Here is a 24,993-nt window from a genome sequence, read left to right on the forward strand (position 1 = left end):
GATTACCCCTCTGCGAGCAGGTCCGAGATGCCCTCGGGCACGCGCTGCGACCGGGCCCAGGGCTCACGGTCGCGGCGCGCCACACGTTTCATCTGCTGAGATTCTTCGGAGCGTACCTGCGTCAGCACGGCAATCACGGCGGCGCGCTCCTCCGCGCTCACCTGACGCGTCACGAAGTGAATGTCCTCGCCGTGGATCGCGTCATCCTGCGGGCCCAGCTCTTCGCGCTTGGCCGCGTCGCGGGCGGCCGCGTCGGGCGGCAGTTGGCCGTCGGTGAGGTCGTCACTGTTGGGATCGCCGCGGAGCTCGGCGGCGATCCCCTCAGCGCTTGTTGGGGTCTGCACGGCGCTCACAGGGGGATGTTGCCGTGCTTCTTGGCGGGCTGCTCGGTGCGCTTGCCGCGCAGGCCGCGCAGCGACTTGATTACGGCGAGGCGCGTGCCCGCTGGCTCGAGCACGTTGTCGAGCTCGCCGCGCTCGGCAGCGAGGAATGGGCTCGTCACATCGGCCGTGTACTTCGCGGTCAGCTCGGCGCGCAGCGCCTCAACGTCCTCGCCGCGCTCGGCGGCGGCCGCGAGCTCCTTGCGGTACAGGATGTTGACGGCACCGGAACCACCCATGACGGCGATTTCGGCCGTGGGCCAGGCGATGTTGAAATCGGCACCCATCTGCTTCGAGCCCATGACGATGTACGCCCCACCGTAGGCCTTGCGCGTGATGATCGTGACGAGCGGCACAGTTGCCTCAGCGTAGGCGTAGAGCAGCTTCGCGCCGCGGCGGATCACGCCCTGCAGCTCCTGGTCGGTGCCGGGCAGGTACCCGGGCACATCGACGAGGGTAAGGATCGGGATCGAGAACGCGTCACAGAACCGCACGAAGCGTGCAGCCTTCTCGCTCGCGTCGATGTTCAGGGTGCCCGCCATCTGGTTCGGCTGGTTCGCAACGATACCGACCGTGCGGCCTTCGACGCGGCCGAAGCCGATGAGCATGTTGGGGGCGAACAGCGGCTGCACCTCGAGGAAGTCGCCGGAGTCGAGGATTCCCTCGATGACAACCTTCATGTCGTAGGGCTGGTTCGGGCTGTCCGGGATCAGGGTGTTGAGGCGGCGATCCGCATCCGTGATTTCGAGCGCAGTGTCACTGTCGTAGACGGGAGCCTCTGCCAGATTGTTGTCTGGAAGGTAGCTGATCAGGGCGCGCGCGTAGTCAAGCGCATCGTGCTCGTCGCTCGCGAGGTAGTGGGAGACGCCGCTCGTCTTGTTGTGCGTGAGTGCGCCGCCGAGCTCCTCGAAGCCGACCTCCTCGCCCGTGACAGTCTTGATGACGTCGGGGCCGGTAACGAACATGTGGCTTGTCTTGTCGACCATGATGACGAAGTCAGTGAGGGCGGGGGAGTACACCGCGCCGCCGGCCGAGGGGCCCATCACGATGGAGATCTGCGGGATGACACCCGAGCACATCGTGTTCAGGCGGAAGATGTTGGCATATTTGGAGAGCGAAACGACACCCTCCTGGATGCGCGCTCCGCCCGAGTCCAGGATTCCGAAGACGGGAGCGCCGGTCTTCAGCGCGAACTCCATCGCCTTCACGATCTTCTCGCCGGCGACTTCGCCGAGCGAGCCACCGAAGGTTGTGAAGTCCTGCGAGTACACCACGACCTGTCGGCCGTGGATCGTGCCCGCACCGGTGACCACCGAGTCGCCGAACGGGTGGCTCTTTTCCATGCCGAAGCCCACGCTGCGGTGCTTCACGTACTTGTCGAACTCAACAAACGAGCCCGGGTCTAGCAGCGCGGTGATGCGCTCGCGCGCAGTCATCTTGCCGCGCGGGTGCTGCTTGGCCGCGGCCGCAGCATCGCGATCGCCCACGGCTTCCTGGTACTTGCGGCGATGGTCGGCGATGCGCCCCGCGGTGGTGGCCGGGGTCGCTGGAGTGGCGTTTTCTGCAGTCACGGATGCCAGCCTAGCGCGGAGCCCATGCCTGTACCCTCCGAACCTCTCCAATGGAATCCCGGATCCTTCGTCACTTCTCTACCAAAAGTGGCCCTCACGCGTCTGCCGCGCCCACCTCCCGCTCGCTCATCGGCACGGAGATTCTGCGGTACTGCGGAGATTTTTCGTGGATATCGGTACCTCGCCCGAGAATCTCCGACCCGCTCGTTTGTCGTGACTGGACCCGTGCTTCACGACGAGCGTGTGCGTGGCCTGAGGAACGGCAGATTGAGCGCCTTCCGGTATACCGTGGAGGCATGGAACTGACGCGCACCGCCGAACTTCTGCCCAGAGTGATCTGGCGGGAGAGCTCGCCTTCCACGAACGCGGAGCTGCGGGACCTCGCGCAACGCGCGGAAACCCCGCTGGCTGACGGCACGATGCTGCTGACCTCGGACCAAACTGCCGGTCGTGGTCGCTTGGATCGCGGTTGGGTCACGCCGCCCGGGCAGTCGCTCGCGGTGTCGGTACTTGTGCGACACCCTGGTACGAGCACGGGCTTGGGCCTGAGCTGGGTGCCCCTGCTTGTCGGCTCTGCGATGACCACCGCACTGCAGCGACGGTTTGGTGAGGGGAAGCGCGTCGGCGTGAAGTGGCCAAACGATGTACACGTGCGCGATGAAGAAGACGCGATCGCTGGGCGACCGGGGCAGAAGCTCTGCGGGATCCTGTGCGAGCTGCTGCCGGATGGTGGCGTAGTTGTGGGGACAGGGCTGAACCTCTTGATTCCCGAGGAGGAGCTGCCCACAGACCGAGCTTCCTCGCTTCTCGCGGCAGGTGCTGACGTGAACTGTGCGATGAATCTGTTCGAGCCCGCCGGCATCGAGCTCGCCGATCGCATTCTGGTCGACTACGTTACCGCGCTGCGGGAATTGCTCACGCTTGCGACAGCGCGGCCGGATGCTGCGCGTGCACGGGTCGCACGTCACTCACTCACGCTCGGCACTGAGGTGCGGGTACACCTTCCCGGCGATGAGATCGTCGACGGACGTGCGCGAGCCCTCGCTGAGGACGGGGCGCTCATCGTGGACTTGCCGACCGGTGGGGTCCTCACGGTCTCCGCCGGCGATGTTGAACACCTGCGTGTGCCCTAACCCGGCACAGCGCGCCCGGCCGGGGCGGGCGGCTCCTGGGGCAGTCCGCGGCCTCCACGTGAATCTCCAAGGTGGGTTGCGATCGCGTACAAGCGATCGTCGAAGCGAGAGAAGTCCGACCTGAGTTCGACTCGGAGGGCCTGGGACTCCGTGGAGATTCGGGAGCCGAGGCTGTCGATTCGCGTCGTGAGTTTGGCATCGACTCCATCCATCCGGGAGGTGAGATTGGCGTCGATGCTGTCGATCCGGGCGGTGAGGTTGTCGATTCGCGTCGTGAGTTTGGTATCGACGCTGTCGATTCTGGCGGTGAGGCTGGCGTCAAGCTTGTCGATTTGTGAGGTGAGTCTCGTATCGAGTTCGCTGATTTGCGAGGTGAGTCTCATGTCGAGTTCGCTGATTTGCGACGTCTGTCGGGTGTCGAGTTCGCCGATTTGCGAGGTGAGCCGAGTATCGAGTTCGCCGATCTGCGAGGTGAGCCGAGTGTCGAGTTCGCCGATCTGCGAGGTGAGCCGAGTATCGAGTTCGCCGATCTGCGAGGTGAGCCGAGTGTCGAGTTCGCCGATTTGCGAGGTGAGCCGAGTATCGAGTTCGCCGATCTGCGAGGTGAGCCGTGTGTCGAGTTCGCCGATTTGCGAGGTGAGCCGAGTATCGAGTTCGCCGATCTGCGAGGTGAGCCGAGTGTCGAGTCCCTGAATCTGTTCCGTGTGTGCGTCCGCCCGCTGGTCGGCCTGCCTGGAGATTGTGCGGAGACCCACCAGGGTTGTTGCCATGACCGCGGCCACTGCTGAGATCAGCGGGATGAGTGCTGGTGCGTCCACGGTGCCCTCCGATCGTTGCGTGGCTGCTCGAATGTGCCCCACGATACGTGCTCACCACGGATCGTGAAAGCACGAGGTTCTCGGAGGCCACGAACTGTGGATAGGTCGTTGAAACCGATGATTGTGAGCGACGCAAGAGTGGGCCCCGAAAAATGATTCTCGGGGCCCACCCGTGTGCGGCGGAACAGGGGAGTCAGCGGGCTAGCGCGTGCCCTCGAGTGGGTACTCCTCGCCCAGTGCGTCGATCTGCTGAGTCGTGGGGTCGCCCTCGGAGAAGTCCATCATCGGGACCGGACGCTTGAAGCCACGGGTCACGAAGCCGATGATCACGACGCCGACGAGTAGCCAGATCCCACCCACAAGCCAGGTTTCGGGCTGCAGGGAGGTCCAAAGCCAGATCGTCAGTGCGAAGCCGATCAGCGGCGCAACGCCGTGCACCAGGATGGCCCGGGCCGTCATCGGCTCGCGTCGCCCGCCCTTCGGGAATAGGTAGGTCCGGATCACGGAGAGGTTCACCATCGCAAAGGCGGCGAGTGCCCCGAAGCTGATCATAAACGCCACGGTGTCGAGCGAGAGGAACAGGCTGGACAGCGCGAACACAGAGACGACCACAGCGGCGACGACGGGGGTGCCGAAGCGCTGGTGCAGACGGGAGAGCGGGCGCGGAAGCATGCCGTCGCGGCCCATCGCGTAGAGAATTCGGGAGACCGAGACCTGGCCGGTCATGCCGGATCCGAACGCGCCGACAACGTACACGGCTACGAAGAACGCGGTGAACCCTTCTCCGCCGATGTTATTCATGACGGTCACACCGGCTGCCTCGATCTCGGTGTCGCTCAGCGAGGCCCAGTCCGGGGCGTAGGCGACAGCGCCAGCCCACGACACGAGGATGAAGAACAGGCCGCCGAGCAGCGTCGCGAACACAATCGCGCGGGGGATGTCCTTGCGCGGGCGCTTGGCCTCCTCGGAGAGCGTGGAGACCGCGTCGAAACCGAGGAACGATAGGGCGAGGATCGCGGCACCCGACGCGACCGCACCGATGCCGCCTTCACCAAAGGTGAATGGCTCGATCAGGCTGATCTCGGTGTTGCCGCCCAGGGCGTGCTTAAAAGCGAGCACCATGAAGATGACAACCAGCACCACGGAAAGCGCGATGATCGCCATGTTTACCTTGTTCACCAGGTTGATCCCGAGGATGTTGAACAGGAGTACAAGGAGGAGCGCGACGAGCGTGAACACCCACACCGGAATGGCGGGGAACTGGGTGTTGAGGTAGATCCCGATCAGCATGAAGTTGATCATCGGAATAAAGAGGTAGTCGAGCAGCATCACCCAGCCGGTGAGGAAGCCCGCCGCGCCCCCGAAGGACTGCTGCGTATAGGTGTATGCGGATCCTGCGACCGGATAGCGGCGCACCATGGCACCGTAGCTGGCCGCGGTGAACAGCATCGTCACGACCGCGACGATGTACGCCGCCGGGAGGTGCCCGTCGGTGACCTGGTTCACGATCCCGTAGGTTGTGAACACGGTGATCACGGTCATGTAGGTCACCCCGAACAGGGTGAGCCCGACGAGGCCGAGTGACCGTTTCATCTGCGGTTGGGTGGATGTGCTCACGATGTCTCCCTTGACTCTGTGCAGCAGTGTTACTGGAATTATGCGGTAAAGGTGCGTTCTCCGGCCAACCAGGTGCCGCGTACGGCGAGTCCTGTGATGGCCTCGGGGGCGATGGCGAGCGGGTTGTCGGCGAGCCACACGGCGTCGGCATCCTGGCCGACAGCGAGGGTGCCACGACGATCAGCCGCGAGGGCCTGCCGTGCAATCCCCGTTGTGTAGGCCCCGTACGCGGTCGCAGCGTCCACACGCTCCTCGGGGAGCCATGCGGTGGCCGCGGGATCCGTCGGGTCGTGTCGGGTGATCGCGGTGGCTACCGCGGGGCGCCAGTCGATCGTGGTTACCGGCCAGTCGCTGCCAAACGAAACCGTGGCCCCGCTGCGGTGCACCGAGCCGATGAGGTACTGCCACTCGTCGCGCGGCTGCCCCAGGTGCGGGATCGTGAGATCGCGCATCACGGCGTCGCACTGCGCCCAGTAGGGCTCAAAGTTTGCGATGACGCCGAGCTTCGCGAAACGGTCGACGTCCGCGGGATCGAGGACGGCGACGTGTGCGATGACGTGGTGCCGTTCGTGTTCAGGGCCGGTCAGAGTGGCGGCCTCGAGCGCGTTCAGGGCGCTCCGGTTCGCGGCGTCCCCGATCGCGTGGAGGTGGAGCTGGAAGCCGAGCGCGTCAAACGCGGCGGTCGCCGCATTCAGCTCCACAGTCTCCCAGTTCGGGAGCCCGGAGTCTTCGGGGCGATCCGCGTAGGGGACCAGAAGTGCGGCCGTGTGGCTCTCCACCACGCCATCCAGGAAGAACTTGACGGTTTCGCCGGAGAGCCGATCAGCGCCGAGACCTCGCACACTCGCGCGTGCTGCTTCAAACTCGGCGAGCTGCTCACGCCACCGCACGGGGTCCGCGCGGAATGCGAGATTGATGCGGGTGTGCAGACGGTCTGTCTGCGCCGCGGTGCGGTACACCTCGATGTCGCCGGGCTCCACCCAGGCGTCCTGCACCCAGGTCATGCCGAGCTCGGCATAGTTTCGCGTGGCGCGCTCGATCGCGTCGAGACGCTGGGCGAGTGGGAACGCCGGCACGACATCCGCGAGGAAGTTATTCGCGGCTGACTCCTGCAGCGTGCCGAGCGGGCTGCCGTCCTCGCGGCGTACGATCCGGCCGAGGTGGGGATCCGGGGTGTCTGCAGTGATCCCGCCCGCGGCGAGGGCCGCGGAGTTGACCCACGCGGTGTGGTAGTCCCAGGCACGCAGGATCGTGGGGGTGTCGCCGGTGACCTCGTCGAGCCACCGCGCGTCGAAGAGCCCGCCCTCGGCGAAGGTGGCGTCGTAGCTTGCGCCGATGATCCACTCGGCCTCGGGGTGCTCCGCCTTCCACGCGGCGACCGCATCGAGGATCCCCTGCAGATCGGTTGCCTGGCGCACGGCCGGGCCGAGCGCTTCGACACCGCCGAGCATCGGATGGGCGTGGCCGTCGCCCGGTGCTGGGGCGAGGGTACCACCCGCGAGATCAACGACGTCGGTGCCGGGCTCGCCCGCGAGCGCGGCGGCCGCGTCGCCAAGCGCGGCCACACGGCCGTCGCGGAACGCGATCGCGTCGCTGGTGCGAGCCGCGTCTGCGGCGGTCGGGTCGACGAGGATGGTGCCGCCGGTGAATACGGTGATGCTCATATGTCTGCGTCCTTCGCTACTCGGTGGTTGTGCCGCGCTAGGGCGGCCAACAGTGAATCGGGCGGGGCCGCGAGCGGCTCCCGTCAGGTTACTTGAAGGGGGTCGCCTCGCCCATGGCGTCGACCACCGAGGTTTCTGGCCCCTCGGAGAAGTCCATCCGGGGGACGGGCTTGCGGAAGAAGTTTGTCTTCACAACGAGGATGATCAGTCCGATCGCGAACCAGATCCCGCCCACGATCCAGGTCATCGCCTCGAGTGAGGTCCAGAGCCAGATCGTGAGTGCAAAGCCGATGAGCGGGAAGAGGCCGCGCAGGATCAGCTCCTTCGGTGAGCGTTGCGCAGCTTCCCCGCGCCGCGGGAACAGGTACACGCGAATCACGGCAAGGTTCACCATTGCGAACGCGGCGAGCGCGCCGAAGCTAATCATGAATGCGGCCTGTTCCAGCGTGAGGAAGAGGCTGGCGAGCGCAAAGACAGACACCGTTGCCGCGGCGACGACGGGGGTACCGAAGCGCTTCCAGAGGATCCCGAGCGGCTTCGGGAGCGTGCCGTCTCGGCCCATCGAGTACAGGATGCGTGAGACCGACACTTGGCCGGCGAGGCCGGATCCGAAGCAGCCCGCAACTGTGAAGACCACAAAGAGGATGCCGAGCCACTCGCCGGCAACGTGGTGGGCGAGGACCACGCCCGCTGCGTCGAGCAGCTCGCGCGGGGCCTGGCTCCAATCGTCCAGGTGGTACGCGCGGGCACCGACCCAGGATACGAAGATGAAGAGCGCCCCGCCGATCAGGGCGGTCAGGATGATGGCGCGCGGGATGTCGCGGCGGGGGTGCTTCGCTTCTTCGGAGAGCGTGGAGACCGCGTCGAAGCCGAGGAACGAGAGCGCGAGAATCCCGGCACCGGTGAAGATCGGGCTAAAGCCTTCGCTCCCGGGGATGAAGGGATCGATCAGGCCGGGGGCGCTCGGGTCCGCTACCGCCGTCTTGACTGCGAACACCGCGAAGAGGATCACGGCCGCACCTGAGATGCTGACGATGACGATGTTGAGTTTGTTCACGAGGGTGATGCCGAGCACGTTGAAGACGAACACCGCGATGAGCGTGATGAGCGAGACGATCCATGCGGGCACGCTGGGGAATTGGGTGCTGACGTAGAGCCCCAGAATCATGAAGTTGATCATGGGGATAAAGAGGTAGTCGAGTAGAAGCACCCAGCCGGTGAGGAAGCCCGCGCCGCCGCCGAACGCCTGTTGCGTGTACGTGTAGGCCGACCCCGCGACCGGATACTTCCGGACCATTGCGGCGTAGCTGTTCGCGGTGAAGAGCATCGTGAGCAGCGCGACGACATAGGCGAGGGGAAGCTTGCCCTCGGTGATCTGGTTCACGATGCCGTAGGTCGTGAACACGGTGGCCACCGCCATGTACGCGAGGCCAAAGAGGATCAGGCCTCCGAGGCCCAATTCTCGTTTGAGGCCGTTTCGTGTGGCTGCTTGACTCACTGGATCTCCTTTGATGCGGATCTACCGGCTGTAAATGAACAGGGTTCTTTTACGACCGAGTTGAGAATAGTACGAAACTCGCCCGAGCGCGACTTCGAAACCCACGCGCCGTCAGAATCGTGCCAAGCTGGGCGCGGAGGAACACATGTCGACACCGGCGAAGACGCCCAGACCCCAGAGCTCGCGAGGCGGCGAGACCGGGGCGGAGACACCGAAACGCCGCGTCGGGCGACCCCGCACGAGCGTGCTGTCGCGCCAACTCATCCTCGAAACTGGCCTGCGGCTAATCGTGGAGCACGGAGCCCATAGCGTCGGGATGCGCGCGATCGCGAGCGAACTCGGCGTGCGGCCCTCCGCGCTCTACAACCATGTCGCGGGGCAGGCAGAGCTGATCGCCGGCGTCCGCGAACTCATCAGCGACCGGATCGCCACCGACATGTTTGTGGACGAGCCGTGGGACGTCGCCCTCGCTGGCTGGGCGCGGCACTACCGAGACACCTTCGCCGCCCACCCGCCGACGATTGCTCTACTCGCAGTGCTGCCGCTCACGCCCGACTCGGTGACCTCGCTTATGTACGAGACCGTGATCTCCGCCCTCGTGCGTGCCGGTTGGCCGGGGGACCGGGCGCTGACGCTCATGGTGTCACTCGAATCGTTCATTTTGGGGTCGGCGCTGGATCTTGCGGCGACCGACGAGATGCTGGACCCTGGACCACGCTCTGACGTTCCCGCGTTCTCGGCTGCCTACCTACGACGCGAAGCCGCGCTCGCCGCAACTGGGACGAGCACAGCGGATGCGGCGTTCGAGTTCGGTCTGCGGGCGATTCTCGCGGGGTACCGGGCCGAGTATGCGGCCCTGGGCCTGACTCAGCGACCCGCTCCGGTAACTCCCGAAACAGCTGCCGGGGCCGGGGCCGAGTAGCCCCCGGCCCCGCGCGCACCTCAACTATTTCGCGTCGCCCGCTGCGGACGCCTTCTGCGAGAAATACACGGGGATCAACGACAGCAGGATCATGACTGTCGCGACAACGTTGACCTGGTTGACCTCGTTGGGGCGTGCCATCTGGTTCATGATCCAGAGCGGAAGGGTCTCGACCCCGGGTGGGGCCGTAAAGATCGTGACCACAATCTCATCGAAGGACAGTGCGAAAGCGAGCAGGCCACCGGCAATGAAGGCGCTGCGGAACTGCGGGAACGTGACGAGCCGGAACGTCTGCGCGATCCCGGCACCGAGATCCATCGATGCTTCTTCGAGGTTTGGATTCATGCGGCGGAGCCGGGCGATCACGTTATTGAACACCATCACCACGCAAAAGGTTGCGTGAGCGATGATCATGCCCCAGTAGCCCACGTTGATCCCCATGGGTTTGAGTACCTGGTGGAAGGTGTTCGAGAGCGCGACACCAGTGACGATGCCCGGGAGCGTGATCGGCAGCACGATTAGGAGATTCACGGTCTGCTGCCCGAAGAACCTAAAGCGCTGCAGCGCAAAGGCCGCCAGCGTGCCGAGTACGAGCGCGATCGCGGTTGCGATGAGGGCGACAACGACGGAGTTGAGCAGCGCGGCGTGCACCGCAGGATTCACGAGGGCCTTGTGCCACCACTCGAGCGAGAATCCAGGAATGGGCCAACCGGGCACACGGCCCGCGTTGAACGAGTTCATGACGATCACGAACAGAGGGATGTACATGAACCCGAGGGCGACCACAGTGATGAGGCCGAGCACGATCTTCGTGCCGCGAGTGAGGCGAAGCATGGGGTCTCCTTTGCGAGCCGGCCGGGCTACAGGTTGTTGAGTGCGCCGGTGCGGCGCACAGCGGTGAGGTACAACACCACGAGCACGATGGGCACCACGGAGAACGCGGCCGCCAGCGGTGGGTTCAGGTTGATGTTCTGCGCGATGATGCTGCCGATCATCTGCGTGGAGCCGCCGACGTACATTGCGGCGATGTAGTCACCGAGGCTCAGGGAAAACGTGAAGATTGATCCGGCAATCAGCGAGGGGAGGAGGAGTGGGGCCACGACCGTGCGGATCGTGCGGCCGCCGCGCGCTCCCAGATCCGACGACGCATCGAAGAGATTCGCTGGGATCTGTGACACCGCCGCGTACACAGGGATCGCCATATACGGGAACCACAGGTACACGAGGGTCAGGATCACCGTCAGAATGCCGAAGCCCGGCCCGTCGATCCCGAGGGGAGAGAGCGCCCAATTAAAGAACCCGGTTTCGGTCCAGACGAGCCGCATGGCGATGATCTTCACGAGGTAGCCAGCCCACAGCGGGAGCGTCACCAGGACGGCGAGCGCCGCGCGGAGCCTGGGGCCCGCGACCTTCGCCATAAACACGGCGAGCGGGATCGCCACGGCCGCGCAGATCGCGGTCACCGCGAGCGCGATTCCGAGGGTGCGCAACGCGGTACTGAGGTATGCAGGCACCGTGAAGATCTGCTGGAAATTCTCGAGTGTGAAGCCTGGCTTGACGCGTGAAGTGAACGGATCTGTTGTCCAGAACGCCGTGATCAGTAGGAGCGCGAGCGACAGGATATACACGCCCACGAGCCAGGTCATCGGCAAAGTCAACAATGATGCGAGCCGTGCCCGTGGGTGCCGGGCGAGCGCGGTGGAGAGGGGTTTGGGGCGGCGTTCGAGAACGGGCTGGTGACTCACGGTGCTTCCTCGCTGCGAGAGTGGTGACGGGGCGGGAATATCGGGCGGCGTCGCGCGTTATCTTCCCGTGGGGATGGGCGCTGTGCGCCCGGATGGGAAACGATGGGTGCCCGCGGCGCGACCGCGAAGCGGGCACCCATCGTCATGTGTGGGCGAGGGTCAGCCCTTGACGGTGGCCCAGGCCTTGGTCCAGTCCTGGTAGTTCGTGCACTGCACGTCGGTGCGGCCGTCGAGGCACTGATCAATCGGGGTAGTCCAGAACCACACCTGCTTGAAGTACTCCTCGTCGGTGGCATTGAAGTAGTCGCAGTGCGCCTTTGCCTCGTCGCTTGTCTCGCAGAAGGCGGCGTTCGCCGGGGCCATACCGAAGTTCATCGCGATCTGCCCGTTGACGTCCGGTGCGCTCGTGTAATCCATCCACGCATAGGCACAGTTCGGGTTTTTCGATTCGGAGGCAAGCATCCACGCGTCTGACCAGCCGGTCGACCCTTCCTCGGGCAGCACACTCTTGAACTTGTCGTCCTGGGTGGCCTTGCGCAGCACCTCCCAGGAGGTGCCGACAACCGAGTTGCCGCCGGTGAATGACGTGACGTTGGTCGCGGGCGACCAATACTCGGAAACCATGCCGTTTTGCTGCTTCATGAGGTCGGTCGCGGCCTGAAGCTGCGCCTCGTCCAGCGCATAGGGGTTCGTGATCCCGAGATCCGGCTCATGCTCCATCAGATAGATGGCGGCGTCCGCGAGGTAAATCGGGCTGTCGTACGCGGCGATCTTGCCCGCGTAGGGGCTGTCCTTCTCCCACACGATGTCCCAGCTCGTGGGCTCCTCGGTGACGACCGTCGAGTCGTACTGCAGGATGTTCGCGCCGCGGCCGATCGGGATTCCGTAGACGTTCCCGTTCAGGGTGTCGTACATCTGCCCCTTCATGCCTGCAACGATGTCGTCGCCGAAGTTCGGGATCAGCTCAGTATTGATGGGCTGCACGTTGCCGTCGACGATGAGGCGGAGACTTGCGTCGCCTGACGCGGAGACGAGATCGTACTCGCCAGTGCGCATGAGCTGCACCATCTCATCGCTCGTTGCGGCGACCTTGCGGTTGACTGTGCATCCTGTGGCGTCTTCGAAGGGCTTGGCCCAGGCGTCCTCGACGAAGCCGGACCAGGCCACAATGTTGACCTCCTGTTCCGTGTCACCGAGTGTGTCCATCGTGGGGATCTCGGGGACATCGATTGCGATCTCGCCGGGCGCAGCGTCGCCGCCGCTGGACGAGGCGCAGCCTGAGAGGGCAAGGCCCGCCGCGGCGATCAATGCCGCTGGAATGAGCAGTTGTTTCTTCATTGGAACTCCTTGGGTGGATAGGGCGGATCGGAGGGATAGAGGGATTAGGCCGCAGTGCGGGTCGCTGCTCGCGCAGGATCGGGCACGGAGACCGCGTGGTCTCGGGCGAAGCGCACGCTCACGGCGTCGCCGCGCGAGATCGTGGGCGCGGCGTGAGGTGTTGTCGAATTCTGCTGCTCGGCGATAAACCGGAACCCGCCGGCCGTCTCGACGAGGGTGCGGGTGTGAGCGCCGGCGTACACGGTCTCGACAACGGTGCCGGGAAGCGCGATCTCGCCGTTCTCGGCGGGTGCGCTCGGATCTCGCAGTGTGACGCGTTCAGGGCGCACACTGTGGGGTGCTGCCGTGCCAAGCACCCGCTGTGCATCGGCCCCAGCGAGGAAATTCGTGACGCCGAGGAAACGGGCCACGAACTCGGTTTGCGGAAACTCGTATACCTCGCGCGGGCTCCCGACCTGCTCGATCTTGCCGCCGTTGAAGACCGCGACGCGATCGGAAAGCGTGAGAGCTTCCTCTTGATCGTGGGTCACGAACACGAAGGTGATGCCCACCTCGCGCTGGATCTGCTTGAGCTCAAACTGCATCTGCTCGCGCAGTTGCTTATCGAGGGCTCCCAGTGGCTCGTCGAGCAGGAGCACTTGGGGGCGCAGGATCAAAGCTCGGGCGAGGGCGATGCGCTGGCGCTGGCCTCCGGAGAGCTGTGATGGGCGACGTTCTGCGAGGTGGCTGAGCTGTACTTGCTCGAGGGACTCGCCAACGCGGGCGGCGCGTTCCGCTTTGCCCATTCCGCGCACCTTCAGACCGTAGGCGACATTCTCGGCGATGGTGAGGTGGGGGAAGAGCGCGTAGTCCTGGAACACGGTATTGACAGCGCGGTCAAACGGGGCCGACTTCGTGACGTCGTGACCGTGGAGCAGGATCTTGCCCGCAGTGGGCTCTTCAAAGCCCGCGATCATACGAAGCACAGTGGTTTTTCCTGAACCGGAGGGGCCAAGCATCGAGAAGAACTCGCCCGCGCGGATGTCGATGTCGAGCTCGTTGACTGCCACGAGATCGCCAAACTGCTTGCGCACGCCCTGGACCGAGACCGCGATCTCGGTGGCGTGGGGGGTGGGATGGGGCATGGTGCGCTGCTCCTCAACGTCGTTGTCGAACCAATGTTGTGAACTCTAACATATGGTTTTATAGGTTTTGTAGCGCGAGTGAATCTTCAGATCACGATTCGATGACGGAGCGGCACAGCGCATCTCCATGCAACGCGTGACAGACTCGACTGGGGTTCGGCACGCACCGGACACCACTCGACGCACACCGGCCGCGAAGGGAGCACGCGCATGGGCGAATCAGCGATACTCTCCCCGCCGAGTCGCCTTCGGGTTGCCGCGTTCGCGCCGATCGGTGAGGAGGGCCGCACCGAGCTCGTCGAGTCCAGGATCGTGCAAGCAATTTCGGTGGGTGCCTTCATCGAGGGGGAGCGGCTCCCGAGCGAAACTGAGCTCTCTGCGCTGCTCGGCGTCGCGGTGGTCACGGTGCGCGAAGCTCTCGGCACGCTGCGGCACCGGGGTCTCATCGAGACGCGTCGCGGACGAAATGGGGGCAGCTTCGTGCGCCCCAGTCACGGGGCCGTTGAAGAGGTGAATGCGCGTGCGCTGATGGATATGCCGCGCGTTGCGCTCGCGGATCTCGGCGTGCACTATGAGGTCGTTTCCGCGGCCTGTGCCGAGTACGCGTGCCAGCGCGCCACCCCAGAAGAACTCCAGGTCGTAGCTCAGATTCTCGACGAGTCTCGCGGACTCGAACGCGCGCCGTGGCGGCGTCGGATCGCGGAGGTGCAGTTAGAACTCGCTGCGCTGAGCCAGTCGGTGCGGCTCACCAATGAGCATGTCCGCGTGCAGACAGAATTCACGCCGCTGCTGGCACTGCAGGATCTTGACCGTGAAGCCCGGCTCGGAACCCATGACACGCTCGTCGCCCAGCTCGACGCGACGCGTGCCGGAGACGTGCCTAGCGCCCGCGCCGCGGTCCGTGAAGGGGTGCGTGCGTCGGTGCGCTGGCTCGTTGCGTTTCGCGCAGAACTCCTTGCCGATCCCCGCCCGGAGCATCTTCGTGCCACACTAGAGGCTCGAAGTCAGGGCGAGTGATCCTGACACAGCCTCAGTGGAGAGGGGGACGCCATGCCACAGCAGACCGTACGTGACCGGGAGTTGGGTGCCGCGCTTGCGCGGGTTGAGGAGTTCTTCGACGGCGTATTTGCCCCGCTCGAGGAGTGGCTTCCCCGGCTGCAGGCGCAACTCGCGACAGTTCTTGCTGAAGGACGCGTGACGGGTCCGCATCTTGCCAGTCTTGTCGAGGCCGATGCGCACGCGATTCTCGACAGTAGTAACCGGCCGCTCTACGGGGCTGGGTACTGCGCGAGCGACGCCGTTGTCTCCGAGGGGAACCCGCTGGCCTGGTGGCAGGGAGTGCACCGGAGCCTGCTCGCAGCCTCCACCTTCGGCCCGGGTCAAGCCGCGATCGACCTGGTGCGACTCGAGTGGTATCGCGTCCCCGAAGCAACGGGCGCCCGCCACGTTGCAGGCCCGTTCGTGGACTACCTGTGCTCGAACGAGATCACCTTGACATCCACGATCCCCGTCTTTCTGGATGGCGAATTTGCGGGTGTTGTCTGCGCTGATGTCCTGGTGTCATCCCTTGAGGGTGCGCTGCAGGCAGAGCTCGCCGGGGGTGCGACGCTGATCAACGCCAGCGGGCGCGTGATCCTTTCAGCAGATCCCGATCGCGAGACCGGCGATCGCTGTATGGGTGCCGAGCCGGAGCAGGAACTTGCCGCCCTGGTTGCCGCGGGGGGCGCTGTCCGCTCAGTCCGCTACCCCTTCGCGCTCGTCGCCTGAGATAAGCCAGGCATTGGGCATCGTGAGACGCCTGCGCGCTCACTGATTTCCATGGGCGGAACTTCCGCCCGCGGCTCTCCGCCTTGGGGTCGTGGCCGCACCCTGGATGACCGGGTGACGTACGCAGTCAGCCTGCATGCGTTCGACGAGGGCGCAAATTCGCAGCTTCTCTGGCGCAATAGGGTGCGATGTTGCACTGCTTGTGGAGTGTCGTGCGGGAACTCGGGGGTATGCCGATCCGGCCTCTGGTTCGTGGTGACCGGGGTCTGCCGCTGCGCGCTGTGCGGGAGAACGGTGGGTTTCTCGGATGGAATGAGGGTCCGCTGAACTTGTGGGTTGACGACCCCGGGCGCCGGCCCCTATATTTCTTTATGTCCATGGTTGTCCACGTACAAAGAAGTTCGGTGTGAATCAATGAAGATTGCGGTGGTCGGAAGCTACGGCGTCGGTTTGACGATGCGCGTGCCGCGGTTTCCCGCGGCGGGTGAAACTGTGAGCGGAGGGACGTTTGCAAGTGAGCACGGTGGCAAAGGGTCGAATCAGGCCATTGGTGCTGCGCGGCTGGGTGCCAGTGTTTCTCTCCTGACAGCGATTGGTCACGACGCCAACGGTGCGGCAGCTCGCAAATTGTGGAACGACGAGGGCGTGGCAGACGCGCACGTATCGGTCGTGGACCTCCCCACAATGGTGGGGTTCATTGAAGTGGATCCCTCGGGTGAAAACCGGATCGTGATCGCTCCAGGAGCCCTGGACACGCTCGACGGCGACTCCATTGAAGGTTTTCGCAGCGAAATTGCATCCGCCGACATTCTCGTGGTCTCCATGGAGATCCCCAGGTCGGCCGTCGCTGCGGCGTTACGAATCGCCAGAGAGTCCGCGACTCGAACCCTCCTGAACCCCGCGCCCGCGAGGCAGCTTCCCGATGACATGTGGGGTGATATTGATGTCATCACTCCAAACCAAACCGAGGCACCTGTGCTTCTGGGGCTCAGCGTGGACCACGGCCTTGACGACGTCGCGCTTGCTGCGGCGCTTCAGGAGCGCACCGGCGGTGCAGTAATTCTGACGCGTGGGGGGCACGGAGCGCTCATCGCGGACGCGGACGGTACGCGTCCGGTGCCTCCCAATGCAGTGGCAAACGTCGTGGATACGACCGGAGCTGGAGATGCGTTCACCGCGGCGCTCGCGGTGGGCCTTGCTCAGGGCGCGTCGCTCGATCGGGCGGCGGAGTACGCGGCCAAAGCTGGGGCACACGCGGTGACAATCGCGGGTGTGGTCCCCTCACTGCCCACCCCGGCAGACCTTCAGAACCCCGCAGATACCCAGACCGGAGCCACCCGATGAGCGCCACAATCTCCGTACCCCAGCAGCGCTTCAACCTACGCGCGGCACTGCATGCCCGAGAAGCCGGTGTGCTGGCAGCGCTTGTATTGCTGTTCATTCTCGGAGCGGTACTCTCCCCGAGCTTTGTGCAAGCCGACAACCTGCTCTCTGTCGGGCAGCAGATCGCTCAAATCGGGATCATGGCCGTTGGGGCAACCTTTGTGATCGTCAACGGTGAGATTGATCTCTCGGTCGGCTCCACCTATGCGCTCGCAGCAATTAGCACGGGCATGGCAATCGCTGCTGGCGTCGCGTGGCCGGTTGCTATCTTGATCGGACTTGGTGTCGGAGTTCTTGCGGGGCTTCTCAATGGACTTGCCGTTGTCGTATTGGGCGTTCCCTCGTTTATCGTGACGCTCGGCACCCTGAGCGTGTTCCGCGGCGTCGCACTGCTCATCTCGGGAGGCGCACCCATCTCCCTCAGCTCGTCGCAACCAGGGGTTGCTGAATTCACGCTACTTGGACAGGGGCGCTTGTTTGGCGTGATCCCCATGCAGCTCATCATCTTTGCGGTGGTTGCTGCAGTGGGTGTGGTGCTGCTCTCCCGATCGCGGTTTGGCTTCAACACCTATGCGGTCGGCGGGAACCCCGAGGCCGCACGGCTCGTTGGAATCCAGGTGAAGCGCGTGAAAGTGGGGGCGTTTGTCCTGTCCGGGCTGACCGCGGCTCTCGCGGGTGTGCTGGGGCTCTCCTTCCTCTCGTATGTGCAGGGAGTCACAGGCTCTGGCCTTGAACTCACAGTTATCTCCGCCGTCATCATTGGCGGTGCTGCCCTCTTCGGCGGCAGCGGGACCATGCTCGGCACTGTCATCGGAGTCGCATTCATCGGACTGCTGCAGAACATCCTCAACATCAACGGCATTTCTTCCTTCTGGCAGACAGTCGTGACCGGCCTCGTCATCATCGCTGCGGTCGCGGCTGATACCTGGCAGCGGAAACGCAAAACACGGGCGTAGTGCAGAGGCGAAAAACAGCCTCACCAGTCTTACCCATCCGGACAGTACAAAGGAGTCAACATGTCCATTGCGTCACTTACCCAGCGGATTGCGATCACGGGTGCCGCGATCGCCGCACTTGCAGTCGGCCTTTCTGGCTGCGGAGCCATCACCACGGGGTCAGCCCCAGCTGGGGACGGCGGCTTCCAGCTCGCGGATTACATCCAAGAGCGCGTAGACAATGGCGATGATCTCCGCGTCAAGCTCAGCTACCATGACCCGTCACTCGCATTTGCTACGCCAATTACGGCGGGCATGGAACGCGCGGGGGCTGAACTCGGCGTTGATGTGCAGCTCATCGGTCCGACCGGGGGTGATGCCGCGAAGCAGGTCGCCGAGCTGCAGACCGCGATTCAGCAGAAGTCAGTTGATGCGCTGGCAGTATCTTCCGCGTCAAGTGACGCCCTGAAGCCCGTCATCGAGCAGGCGTACAACGCGGGCATTCCCATCATCTCCTTCAACACGGACAACCCCGATTCCCAGCAGATGGGGTTCGTCGGTCAGGACCTCGAAGCATCCGGGAAAGCTGAGGCCGAGGAGTTGTTGTCGGAGCTGGGGGCGGACGCCACGGGCAAGGTCGTTGTGTTTTCCCTTGATACGGGGGCTGGATGGTCACACGATCGCTTCGGAGGCTTTGAAGCAGGGCTGGCCGGAAGCGCACTGGAAATCGTGGGGCCTGTAAACGTTGGCAACGAGCCGAGCGCTGCGTACAACACCGTGGAGTCCACGATGGCCGGGCAGTCAGACGTGGTCGCGATCGCCGGACTCGATTGCTGCTCGACTACCGCGGCTGCGCAGTGGATCGCGCAGTCCGGGAACACAGGAAAGATCACGATGGTGGGCTTCGACTTGCTGCCGCAGACGGCGGAATTCATTGAACAGGGTGTCGTCACCTTCACGATCAGCCAGAACCCCGAGGAGCAGGGATATCAGGCGGTCTCCACGCTCGCCAACTACCTGAGCAACGGAACCGAGATCACAGGCGTCGATACGGGTGCCCAGTTCATTACGCGAGAGAACCTGGCAGAGGCGACGGTCGAAGGCTAGAGACCTGATCTGTACACAGCCGACAATGAAAGAGGGAGCTACAGTGGCAGTCGCTGATCCCGCGGTACGAGTTCGCGGATTGAGTCGGTCGTTCGGGCCAGTACGCGCGCTCGAAGACGTGAGTTTTGATATCCCCGCGGGGGAGATCACCGCGCTGCTTGGGGAAAACGGTGCGGGCAAATCAACGCTGCTCAAGATCCTCGCGGGGCTTCAACCCCCGAGCGCTGGGACTGTCGAGGTGTTCGGTGAGACCGTTGAATCCTTCGACCCGAACACCGTACTCACCAGGCACAGTGTTGCAATCGTCCCGCAAGAGCTCTCGCTCTTGTTGGATCGAAGTGTCGCCGAGAACGTCCTGGCGGGGATCGAGCCCGGTCATCGCTGGTTCCCGTCCGCGGCGGCCATGCGGCAACGCACGGCCGAGTTGCTCTCTGAACTCGACCTCGATATCTCGCCCGACACGACGGTCCGAGATCTCGATATGGCCATGCAGCAGCTCGTGGTCGTTGCACGATCGATCGCGCGCGGGTGTCGTGTGTTGATTCTCGACGAGCCAACGGCGATGCTGACACCGGCAGAGGCCCAGAGGCTCTTCGCACTGATGGGACGTTTGAAGGCATCCGGGACGACAATGATCTATGTCTCCCACCGGATGCCTGAGGTCTTCGAATTAAGCGACCAGATTGAGGTCCTCAGAGACGGAGCGCACGTGGCGTCATGGCGGCGTGCGGAGACGACCCCAGAGCAAGCTGTAGCGGCCATGGTCGGCCGAGAGCTCGGGCAGTTTGCCTCGCGTGCTGAACAGGGAGGCACGGAGCGGCACGGAGACGCTCCAGTGCTGCGTGTGCGAGATCTTTCCGGACGGCGGCACAGCGAAGTCACCCTCGAAGTTCGGCCGGGAGAGATCCTGGGCGTCGCGGGTTTGCCAGATTCCGGCCGGGTTGAGCTCCTGCAGAACATCTTCGGAGGTGAAGCTGGTGCGGGCGGCACTGTGGAAGTGCTCGGAACAGAGTATCTGCATCGGTCTCCCCTTGCGAGTGTGGAGCGAAAGCTCGCGTTTGTGCCAGGAGAGCGCCGTGCGCAGGGTCTGCTCACAACCATGAGTGTTGCGGAAAACATCGGCGTGCTCACTGCGCGCTCGATGACCAAGCTCGGCTTAGTGCAGCGCCGTGCCTTTGCTCAGCAAGCGCGAGAACAAGCCACCCGGTTGCGGGTGAAAACCGCGACGATGGGGCAGCCCATCACCGCACTGTCAGGCGGTAACCAACAAAAGGTCATGCTCGGGCGTTGGCTCGCAATCCATCCGGGAATTCTCATGCTTGACGAGCCGACGCGCGGCGTCGACGTCGGAGCGAAAGCGGAGATCTACGAGATCCTGTTCGACCTCGCAGCGCAGGGAGTCGGAATCTTGTGCTCATCTTCTGACCTGCCAGAACTTCTGACGATTACCGACCGGATCGCGGTGATGCGAGAGGGAAAGCTCGTCTCAGTCGTTGAAAGCAACGTTGCGACTGAGGAAACCATCATGTCGCTCGCCACAGGTGCAACTGACCACGCCGGGCACCCCGGCTGAAAGGAACAGAGACGTGAAAAAGACAGGAATTCTTAACGACCGCTTGAGTGCCGCGATCGCAACCATGGGCCATACGGACCTGATCATGGTGGTGGACGCCGGGTTCCCGATTCCGAGACATGCCGACCGGATCGACTTGGCGATCGCCGAAAACCTCCCGGACCTGCGCACCGTGCTGCAACTCATCGCGACGGAACTTGTTGTTGAAGGTGTGGTGCGCGCGGAGGACGTTGTCACACACAACCCTCGCCTTGATGAGTGGCTCCACGATACCTTTCCGACCGCGGAATTCTCGACGCGCAGCCACGCCGATGTTCTCGGTGACCTCGCACACCGGGCGAAGGTAATTGTGCGAACTGGGGCGTATGAACCCTGGGGGAACATCGGCCTGGTGTGCGGCGTCGACGTGCCCAAATGGTTCGGCGGAGACGGCGTCGTCGCGCCCGAATACTACGCCGACAAACTCTAACGTCTCGCGAAGCAACGCGAGCCCAGCAAGGAAGAAAAAGAAGGAGACTTACAGTGTCTAGTGCAGAGCAACTCTCGCTCTCCCCAGCGGAGATGGCACCATACATCCAGCACACACGAATCGAGGCTGGTGCCACCCGCGAGGACATGATCGCGCACGCTCGCGAGGCTGTCGAACACGGGTTCAACGCGGCCATGGTGTCTGCGTCCTGGGTTCCGCTGGTCGCGTCGGAACTGGCTGGAACTGGAATTGAGATCGCCTCGGCACTCGATTTCCCCACGGTCGGAGTCATGACAAGCGCGGGCAAGGCGGCCGAGGCTGAACAGATCGCGAAGGCTGGTGCTACCCAGCTCGATATCGGAGTGCAGGTCGGATGGCTCAAGAGCGGAATGTACGCCGAATTCCGCGAAGATATTGCAGGGGTAGTGCGGGCGAGCGGGCTCCCCGTGAAAGTGATGCTTGAGCTTCCGCTGCTGACCCCGGCGGAGCGTGAAGCCGCGGTCGAGCTTGCGCAGGAGGCTGGCGTGGCATTCCTGAAGAATGCGAGCAGCGGCCAAATTGAGACCGCAAATGCGGAGAGCGTTCGTTTCTTGGTTGAACGTGCCCAGGAAGGCGTGCAGGTGAAGGCGTCAGGATCGATCAAGACCTATGAGCAAGGTCTGTCGCTACTCCGTGCAGGAGCCGTGCTCCTGGGAACCAGTGCCGGGCTTGAGATCATCACGGACACGGGCGACGAGAACACCGTCAGCTACTAGTGCAGTGTGCAAGTGGTGCTGCCCCGCTTCGTGAGCGCACGGGGCGGCACCACTTAGAGGGTGTGCGCGGAGCGTACACTGCAGGAGAAGAATAGAGGTGAGTGTGCCGACGATTGATCGTGAAGCACCAGTGGCGATTCACGTGCAGATATCAGACCTTTTCCGACGCAATATTTTGCAGGGTATCTGGCCGCCGCACTACCGACTCAAAAGTGAACCGGATTTGGCCCTCGAATACGGGGTCAGCCGGGGGACGCTCCGCAGGGCACTTCATACCCTGATTGGCGAGGGACTGCTCAGGCAAGTCCGGGGCCGGGGAACTTTCGTCACCTCGACGGTCATCGAGCCCGCGATTGCGCAGAAGCTCTCCACGCTGAGCGAAGACTTCGCCCGTGAGGGGGTCATCACCCAGACTGAGGTGTTGGCCTGCGAACTCATCGATCCTCCGGGGCCCGTTGCTGCGCTGCTCGACGTTGGCGTGGGTGGCCGCGTGCTGCGCCTCGTCCGAATGAGGCGGACCGAGCAAGGGCCTGTTGCCCTGCTGTACAACTATGTGCGCGGTGACATTGCTCCTGGAATCGAACAGCAGGATTTCTCCCAGCTCAGCCTCTTTGGGGTGCTTGAAGATACGTATCAGCTCCGCATAGGCTCAGCGAGGCGAACTTTTAGCGCAGAGGCAGCATCGGGCGAAGTTGCGACCGGGTTGGATCTTGCGGTTGGCTCGCCTGTCCAATACCTGCAGCAAGTCACGTATCTTGCGGACGATCGCCCCATCGAATACTCAGACGTCTGGATTCATAGCGGGCGGTTGCAGGTCACCTCGCTACTTTCCCGTCGATAGGTATGGCCTGCGGCGACACGGCAAGCGATCACTGCAGGGGCAACTCACTGCAGTACTCGTACCCTCCTAGAGCAGATGCCCGCCACCGGAGACCTTCATCCGGTTGACGAGGTTCTTCACGTCCTGCGCTCTGCGTTTTGAGGTGACGAGGAGGACGTCCGCGGTGTCCACCACGACGACGTCCTCGACGCCGACGAGCGCGACTAAGCGGTTGCTCTCCGAGACCACGATGCCGCTCGACGCATCAGACAGGACCTGCGCGCCATCGCCCAGGACGGCAAGGTCGCTGCCCCGGCCACGTGTCAGGAGGTTTGCAACTGAGGCGAAGTCGCCCACGTCATCCCAGTCGAAGTGGGCTGCGACGCACACCATTTTTCCTGCGGCCGCGGCGGGCTCCGCGACGGTGTAGTCGATCGCGATCTTTGGGAGAGTGGGCCAGAGCCGGTCGCGGGTCGCGGCACCCTGCTCGGTGCCCCAGGTCGCTGCGATCTCGCGCAGCGCGCGCACCATTTCGGGTTCCGCGAGCGCCATCTGGTCGAGGAGGACACTCGCCCGGGCGATGAACATTCCCGCGTTCCAGAGGTAGCCGCCGTCTGCCAAATACTGCTCGGCTTGGGCAGCATCAGGCTTCTCGACGAACTCGGTGACGTCGTAGACATCGAACGGGGCAAGGTCGCCGCGGGCCGTACCGCACGAGATGTACCCGAATCCGGTTGCCGGGTGGGAGGGATGGATGCCGATCGTCGCGATGTATCCCTGGTCGGCGGCCTGCACTGCCGTGGTCACGGCGCGCTGGAAGAGTACGTCGCCGCGGATCACATGGTCGGCGGCGAAAGAACCGAGGATCGCGTCGGGATCACGCAGCTCGAGGATCGCGGCCGCAAGGCCAATCGCGGCCGAGGAGTCCTTGGGCTCGCTTTCAGTGACGAGGTTCTCCGCGAGCAACTCCGGGAGTTGATCCGCCACCGAGTTGCGATGGGAGTTGCCCGTCACCACCATCACGCGCTCCGGGGGCGCGATCGGCGCGAGCCGCACCCAGGTGGCGCGGAGCAACGAGTCGCCAGATCCCGTGAGGTCGAGCAGGAACTTCGGTGCGTTGGCGCGAGAGAGCGGCCAGAGCCGGGATCCCACCCCGCCAGCGGGGATCACACAGGTGAGCCGGTCGATGGCGGAGCGGGGCTCAGAAGCGTCGGTCATGGACTCCAGACTAGCCGGGTGCGCTGAGGTTGCGCCGGGGATCGCGGGGGAGGGCTGCGACCGAAAATCAGGTGCCGCGGCGCGGGTTCGGGGCCACCTCAGAATGGTGTCATAATGGAAAGCGCAGTGGATTCTCAGCCTGGTGCGGTTTGGGGTGTGCAAAGCGCGCCTGGACTGCCATGAGAACACGATGTCAGCTGCCGGCTCCTGTCCGGCGAAGCAAGACCAAGGAGGAAGCTCGTGTCAGCCCAAACGGCAGAGGCCGCGCCCGCGGCGAAGCAAAAGAGTCGCCCGGGTGGCACGCTCTACCGCGGCTACGAGGGAATGTGGTCGTGGGTTCTGCACCGCATTACCGGTGTCGCGATTTTCTTCTTCCTGCTCGTGCACGTGCTGGATACAGCACTCATCCGTGTGAGCCCTGAGGCTTACAACGCGGTGATGAGCACGTACAAGACGCCCATCATGGGGCTTGGCGAAGCTGCGCTTGTCGCCGCCATCGTCTTCCACGCGTTCAACGGCATCCGGATCATCCTCGTTGACTACTGGAGCAAGGGCGCGAAGTACCAGCGCGTCATGTTCTGGGTTGTCATCGCCGCCTGGGTCATCACGATGGCCGGCTTCCTGCCGCGCCACCTGATGAACGTGTTCGGTCACTAAGGCGAGGAGAGAAACATGACGATGACGATTGACGCTCCGCGCTCACAGACCCCCGCGAAAAAACGCACAAACTGGGAAAAGTGGGGCTGGATCTACATGCGTGTCTCGGGCGTTCTGCTCGTGGTGCTCGTGTTCGGCCACCTGGCCTCCAACCTGCTCCTCACCGAGGGTGGCGTCCACGCGATCAACTTCGGCTTTGTGGCCGGCAAGCTCGCGAGCCCGTTCTGGCAGATCTGGGACACCCTGCTCCTGATCCTCGCGCTCATTCACGGCGCGAACGGCATGCGCACGATTGTGAACGACTACGTGTCGCGTCCCGCACTTGCTAAGGCCTTCAAGGTTGCTCTGTTCCTGTCGGCAGCACTGCTGATCCTCCTGGGCACCTTCGTGATTTACACGCTGGATCCCTGCCCCGCCGGCGCAGACCCGTCGCTTGTTGCGTCGTTCTGCAAGGCATAACCCGGTATCCGGCACAGAATTTCTGAAGCGAGAATAGGAC

24 protein-coding genes are annotated in these 24,993 nt (G+C 63.9%); 13 read left to right on the top strand and 11 right to left on the bottom strand.

Going from position 1 to position 24,993, the window contains the following annotated elements; genetic code table 11:
• Positions 1 to 2: 2 nt before the first annotated feature.
• Complete coding sequence (locus FM113_RS05925; protein WP_254908894.1) at positions 3 to 353, bottom strand: hypothetical protein; 351 nt, start codon at positions 351 to 353, stop codon at positions 3 to 5.
• Positions 350 to 1,951 carry an acyl-CoA carboxylase subunit beta gene (locus tag FM113_RS05930; RefSeq protein WP_087012485.1) on the bottom strand — a complete coding sequence of 534 codons (1,602 nt, stop codon included), beginning with the start codon at positions 1,949 to 1,951 and terminating at the stop codon, positions 350 to 352. The genes FM113_RS05925 and FM113_RS05930 overlap by 4 nt, the downstream gene beginning before the upstream one ends.
• 296 nt (positions 1,952 to 2,247) lie before the next feature.
• Between FM113_RS05930 and FM113_RS05935 the strand changes: the two genes are divergently transcribed.
• Complete coding sequence (locus FM113_RS05935) at positions 2,248 to 3,084, top strand: biotin--[acetyl-CoA-carboxylase] ligase (RefSeq protein WP_087012487.1); 837 nt, start codon at positions 2,248 to 2,250, stop codon at positions 3,082 to 3,084.
• On the opposite strand, the gene FM113_RS05940 is transcribed toward FM113_RS05935, so the two are convergent.
• From FM113_RS05940 to FM113_RS05955, 4 genes are all read right to left on the bottom strand, one after another.
• Entirely contained in the window at positions 3,081 to 3,902 is an 822-nt protein-coding gene (locus FM113_RS05940) for a hypothetical protein (RefSeq protein WP_087012489.1), read from the bottom strand. The genes FM113_RS05935 and FM113_RS05940 overlap by 4 nt on opposite strands.
• A 201-nt stretch (positions 3,903 to 4,103) precedes the next feature.
• Positions 4,104 to 5,519 carry an APC family permease gene (locus FM113_RS05945; protein ID WP_254908895.1) on the bottom strand — a complete coding sequence of 472 codons (1,416 nt, stop codon included), beginning with the start codon at positions 5,517 to 5,519 and terminating at the stop codon, positions 4,104 to 4,106.
• A 38-nt stretch (positions 5,520 to 5,557) separates the two neighbouring features.
• Entirely contained in the window at positions 5,558 to 7,183 is a 1,626-nt protein-coding gene (locus tag FM113_RS05950; protein WP_087012491.1) for an amidohydrolase, read from the bottom strand.
• 88 nt (positions 7,184 to 7,271) lie between these two features.
• The gene (locus FM113_RS05955; RefSeq protein WP_087012493.1) at positions 7,272 to 8,681 is read right to left on the bottom strand and encodes an APC family permease; all 1,410 of its coding nucleotides are present in this window, start codon (positions 8,679 to 8,681) and stop codon (positions 7,272 to 7,274) included.
• Between the two features lie 145 nt (positions 8,682 to 8,826).
• Between FM113_RS05955 and FM113_RS05960 the strand changes: the two genes are divergently transcribed.
• A complete protein-coding gene (locus tag FM113_RS05960; protein WP_087012495.1) occupies positions 8,827 to 9,603 on the top strand; it encodes a TetR/AcrR family transcriptional regulator in 777 nt (258 codons plus the stop codon).
• 24 nt (positions 9,604 to 9,627) lie between these two features.
• On the opposite strand, the gene FM113_RS05965 is transcribed toward FM113_RS05960, so the two are convergent.
• From FM113_RS05965 to FM113_RS05980, 4 genes are all read right to left on the bottom strand, one after another.
• Positions 9,628 to 10,437: an ABC transporter permease gene (locus tag FM113_RS05965; RefSeq protein WP_087012497.1), complete on the bottom strand. Its 810-nt coding sequence runs from the start codon at positions 10,435 to 10,437 to the stop codon at positions 9,628 to 9,630.
• Between the two features lie 26 nt (positions 10,438 to 10,463).
• Positions 10,464 to 11,249 carry an ABC transporter permease gene (locus tag FM113_RS05970; RefSeq protein ID WP_254908896.1) on the bottom strand — a complete coding sequence of 262 codons (786 nt, stop codon included), beginning with the start codon at positions 11,247 to 11,249 and terminating at the stop codon, positions 10,464 to 10,466.
• Between the two features lie 258 nt (positions 11,250 to 11,507).
• The gene (locus FM113_RS05975) at positions 11,508 to 12,686 is read right to left on the bottom strand and encodes an ABC transporter substrate-binding protein (protein ID WP_087012501.1); all 1,179 of its coding nucleotides are present in this window, start codon (positions 12,684 to 12,686) and stop codon (positions 11,508 to 11,510) included.
• 44 nt (positions 12,687 to 12,730) lie between these two features.
• Positions 12,731 to 13,810: an ABC transporter ATP-binding protein gene (locus FM113_RS05980; protein ID WP_087012503.1), complete on the bottom strand. Its 1,080-nt coding sequence runs from the start codon at positions 13,808 to 13,810 to the stop codon at positions 12,731 to 12,733.
• 210 nt (positions 13,811 to 14,020) lie between these two features.
• Here FM113_RS05980 and FM113_RS05985 point away from each other — a divergent pair, with 210 nt between their 5' ends.
• The 9 genes from FM113_RS05985 to FM113_RS06025 all read left to right on the top strand — a co-directional run bounded on the left by FM113_RS05985 (position 14,021) and on the right by FM113_RS06025 (position 22,640).
• Positions 14,021 to 14,827, top strand: coding sequence for a FadR/GntR family transcriptional regulator (locus FM113_RS05985; protein WP_087012505.1), 807 nt, complete (start codon positions 14,021 to 14,023; stop codon positions 14,825 to 14,827).
• A gap of 33 nt (positions 14,828 to 14,860) precedes the next feature.
• Complete coding sequence (locus FM113_RS05990) at positions 14,861 to 15,577, top strand: hypothetical protein (RefSeq protein ID WP_087012508.1); 717 nt, start codon at positions 14,861 to 14,863, stop codon at positions 15,575 to 15,577.
• Between the two features lie 414 nt (positions 15,578 to 15,991).
• Positions 15,992 to 16,921, top strand: a complete 930-nt coding sequence (locus FM113_RS05995; RefSeq protein ID WP_087012510.1) for a ribokinase — start codon at positions 15,992 to 15,994, stop codon at positions 16,919 to 16,921.
• A complete protein-coding gene (locus tag FM113_RS06000) occupies positions 16,918 to 17,916 on the top strand; it encodes an ABC transporter permease (protein ID WP_087012512.1) in 999 nt (332 codons plus the stop codon). The genes FM113_RS05995 and FM113_RS06000 overlap by 4 nt, the downstream gene beginning before the upstream one ends.
• Positions 17,917 to 17,976: 60 nt before the next feature.
• A complete protein-coding gene (locus FM113_RS06005) occupies positions 17,977 to 19,002 on the top strand; it encodes a substrate-binding domain-containing protein (RefSeq protein ID WP_087012514.1) in 1,026 nt (341 codons plus the stop codon).
• A 25-nt stretch (positions 19,003 to 19,027) separates the two neighbouring features.
• Positions 19,028 to 20,575, top strand: a complete 1,548-nt coding sequence (locus tag FM113_RS06010) for a sugar ABC transporter ATP-binding protein (RefSeq protein ID WP_087012516.1) — start codon at positions 19,028 to 19,030, stop codon at positions 20,573 to 20,575.
• Between the two features lie 13 nt (positions 20,576 to 20,588).
• Positions 20,589 to 21,044, top strand: coding sequence for a D-ribose pyranase (gene rbsD, locus FM113_RS06015; RefSeq protein ID WP_087012518.1), 456 nt, complete (start codon positions 20,589 to 20,591; stop codon positions 21,042 to 21,044).
• Between the two features lie 53 nt (positions 21,045 to 21,097).
• Entirely contained in the window at positions 21,098 to 21,799 is a 702-nt protein-coding gene (gene deoC / locus FM113_RS06020; protein ID WP_217895963.1) for a deoxyribose-phosphate aldolase, read from the top strand.
• Positions 21,800 to 21,941: 142 nt separating this feature from the next.
• Positions 21,942 to 22,640, top strand: a complete 699-nt coding sequence (locus FM113_RS06025; protein ID WP_254908897.1) for a GntR family transcriptional regulator — start codon at positions 21,942 to 21,944, stop codon at positions 22,638 to 22,640.
• 66 nt (positions 22,641 to 22,706) lie between these two features.
• Here FM113_RS06025 and FM113_RS06030 read toward each other — a convergent pair whose 3' ends face one another.
• Positions 22,707 to 23,837 carry a mannose-1-phosphate guanylyltransferase gene (locus FM113_RS06030; RefSeq protein WP_087012526.1) on the bottom strand — a complete coding sequence of 377 codons (1,131 nt, stop codon included), beginning with the start codon at positions 23,835 to 23,837 and terminating at the stop codon, positions 22,707 to 22,709.
• Positions 23,838 to 24,077: 240 nt separating this feature from the next.
• On the opposite strand from FM113_RS06030, the gene sdhC reads away from it, so the two are divergent.
• Together sdhC and FM113_RS06040 are read left to right on the top strand one after the other, a co-directional pair.
• Positions 24,078 to 24,494, top strand: coding sequence for a succinate dehydrogenase, cytochrome b556 subunit (gene sdhC, locus FM113_RS06035; protein WP_087012528.1), 417 nt, complete (start codon positions 24,078 to 24,080; stop codon positions 24,492 to 24,494).
• Between the two features lie 15 nt (positions 24,495 to 24,509).
• Positions 24,510 to 24,953 (top strand): succinate dehydrogenase hydrophobic membrane anchor subunit, encoded by a 444-nt coding sequence (locus FM113_RS06040; RefSeq protein ID WP_087012530.1) that lies wholly within the window; start codon positions 24,510 to 24,512, stop codon positions 24,951 to 24,953.
• Positions 24,954 to 24,993: the final 40 nt, after the last annotated feature.

It is taken from the genome of Leucobacter sp. 7(1) (assembly GCF_900163635.1).
Lineage (GTDB): Bacteria > Actinomycetota > Actinomycetes > Actinomycetales > Microbacteriaceae > Leucobacter.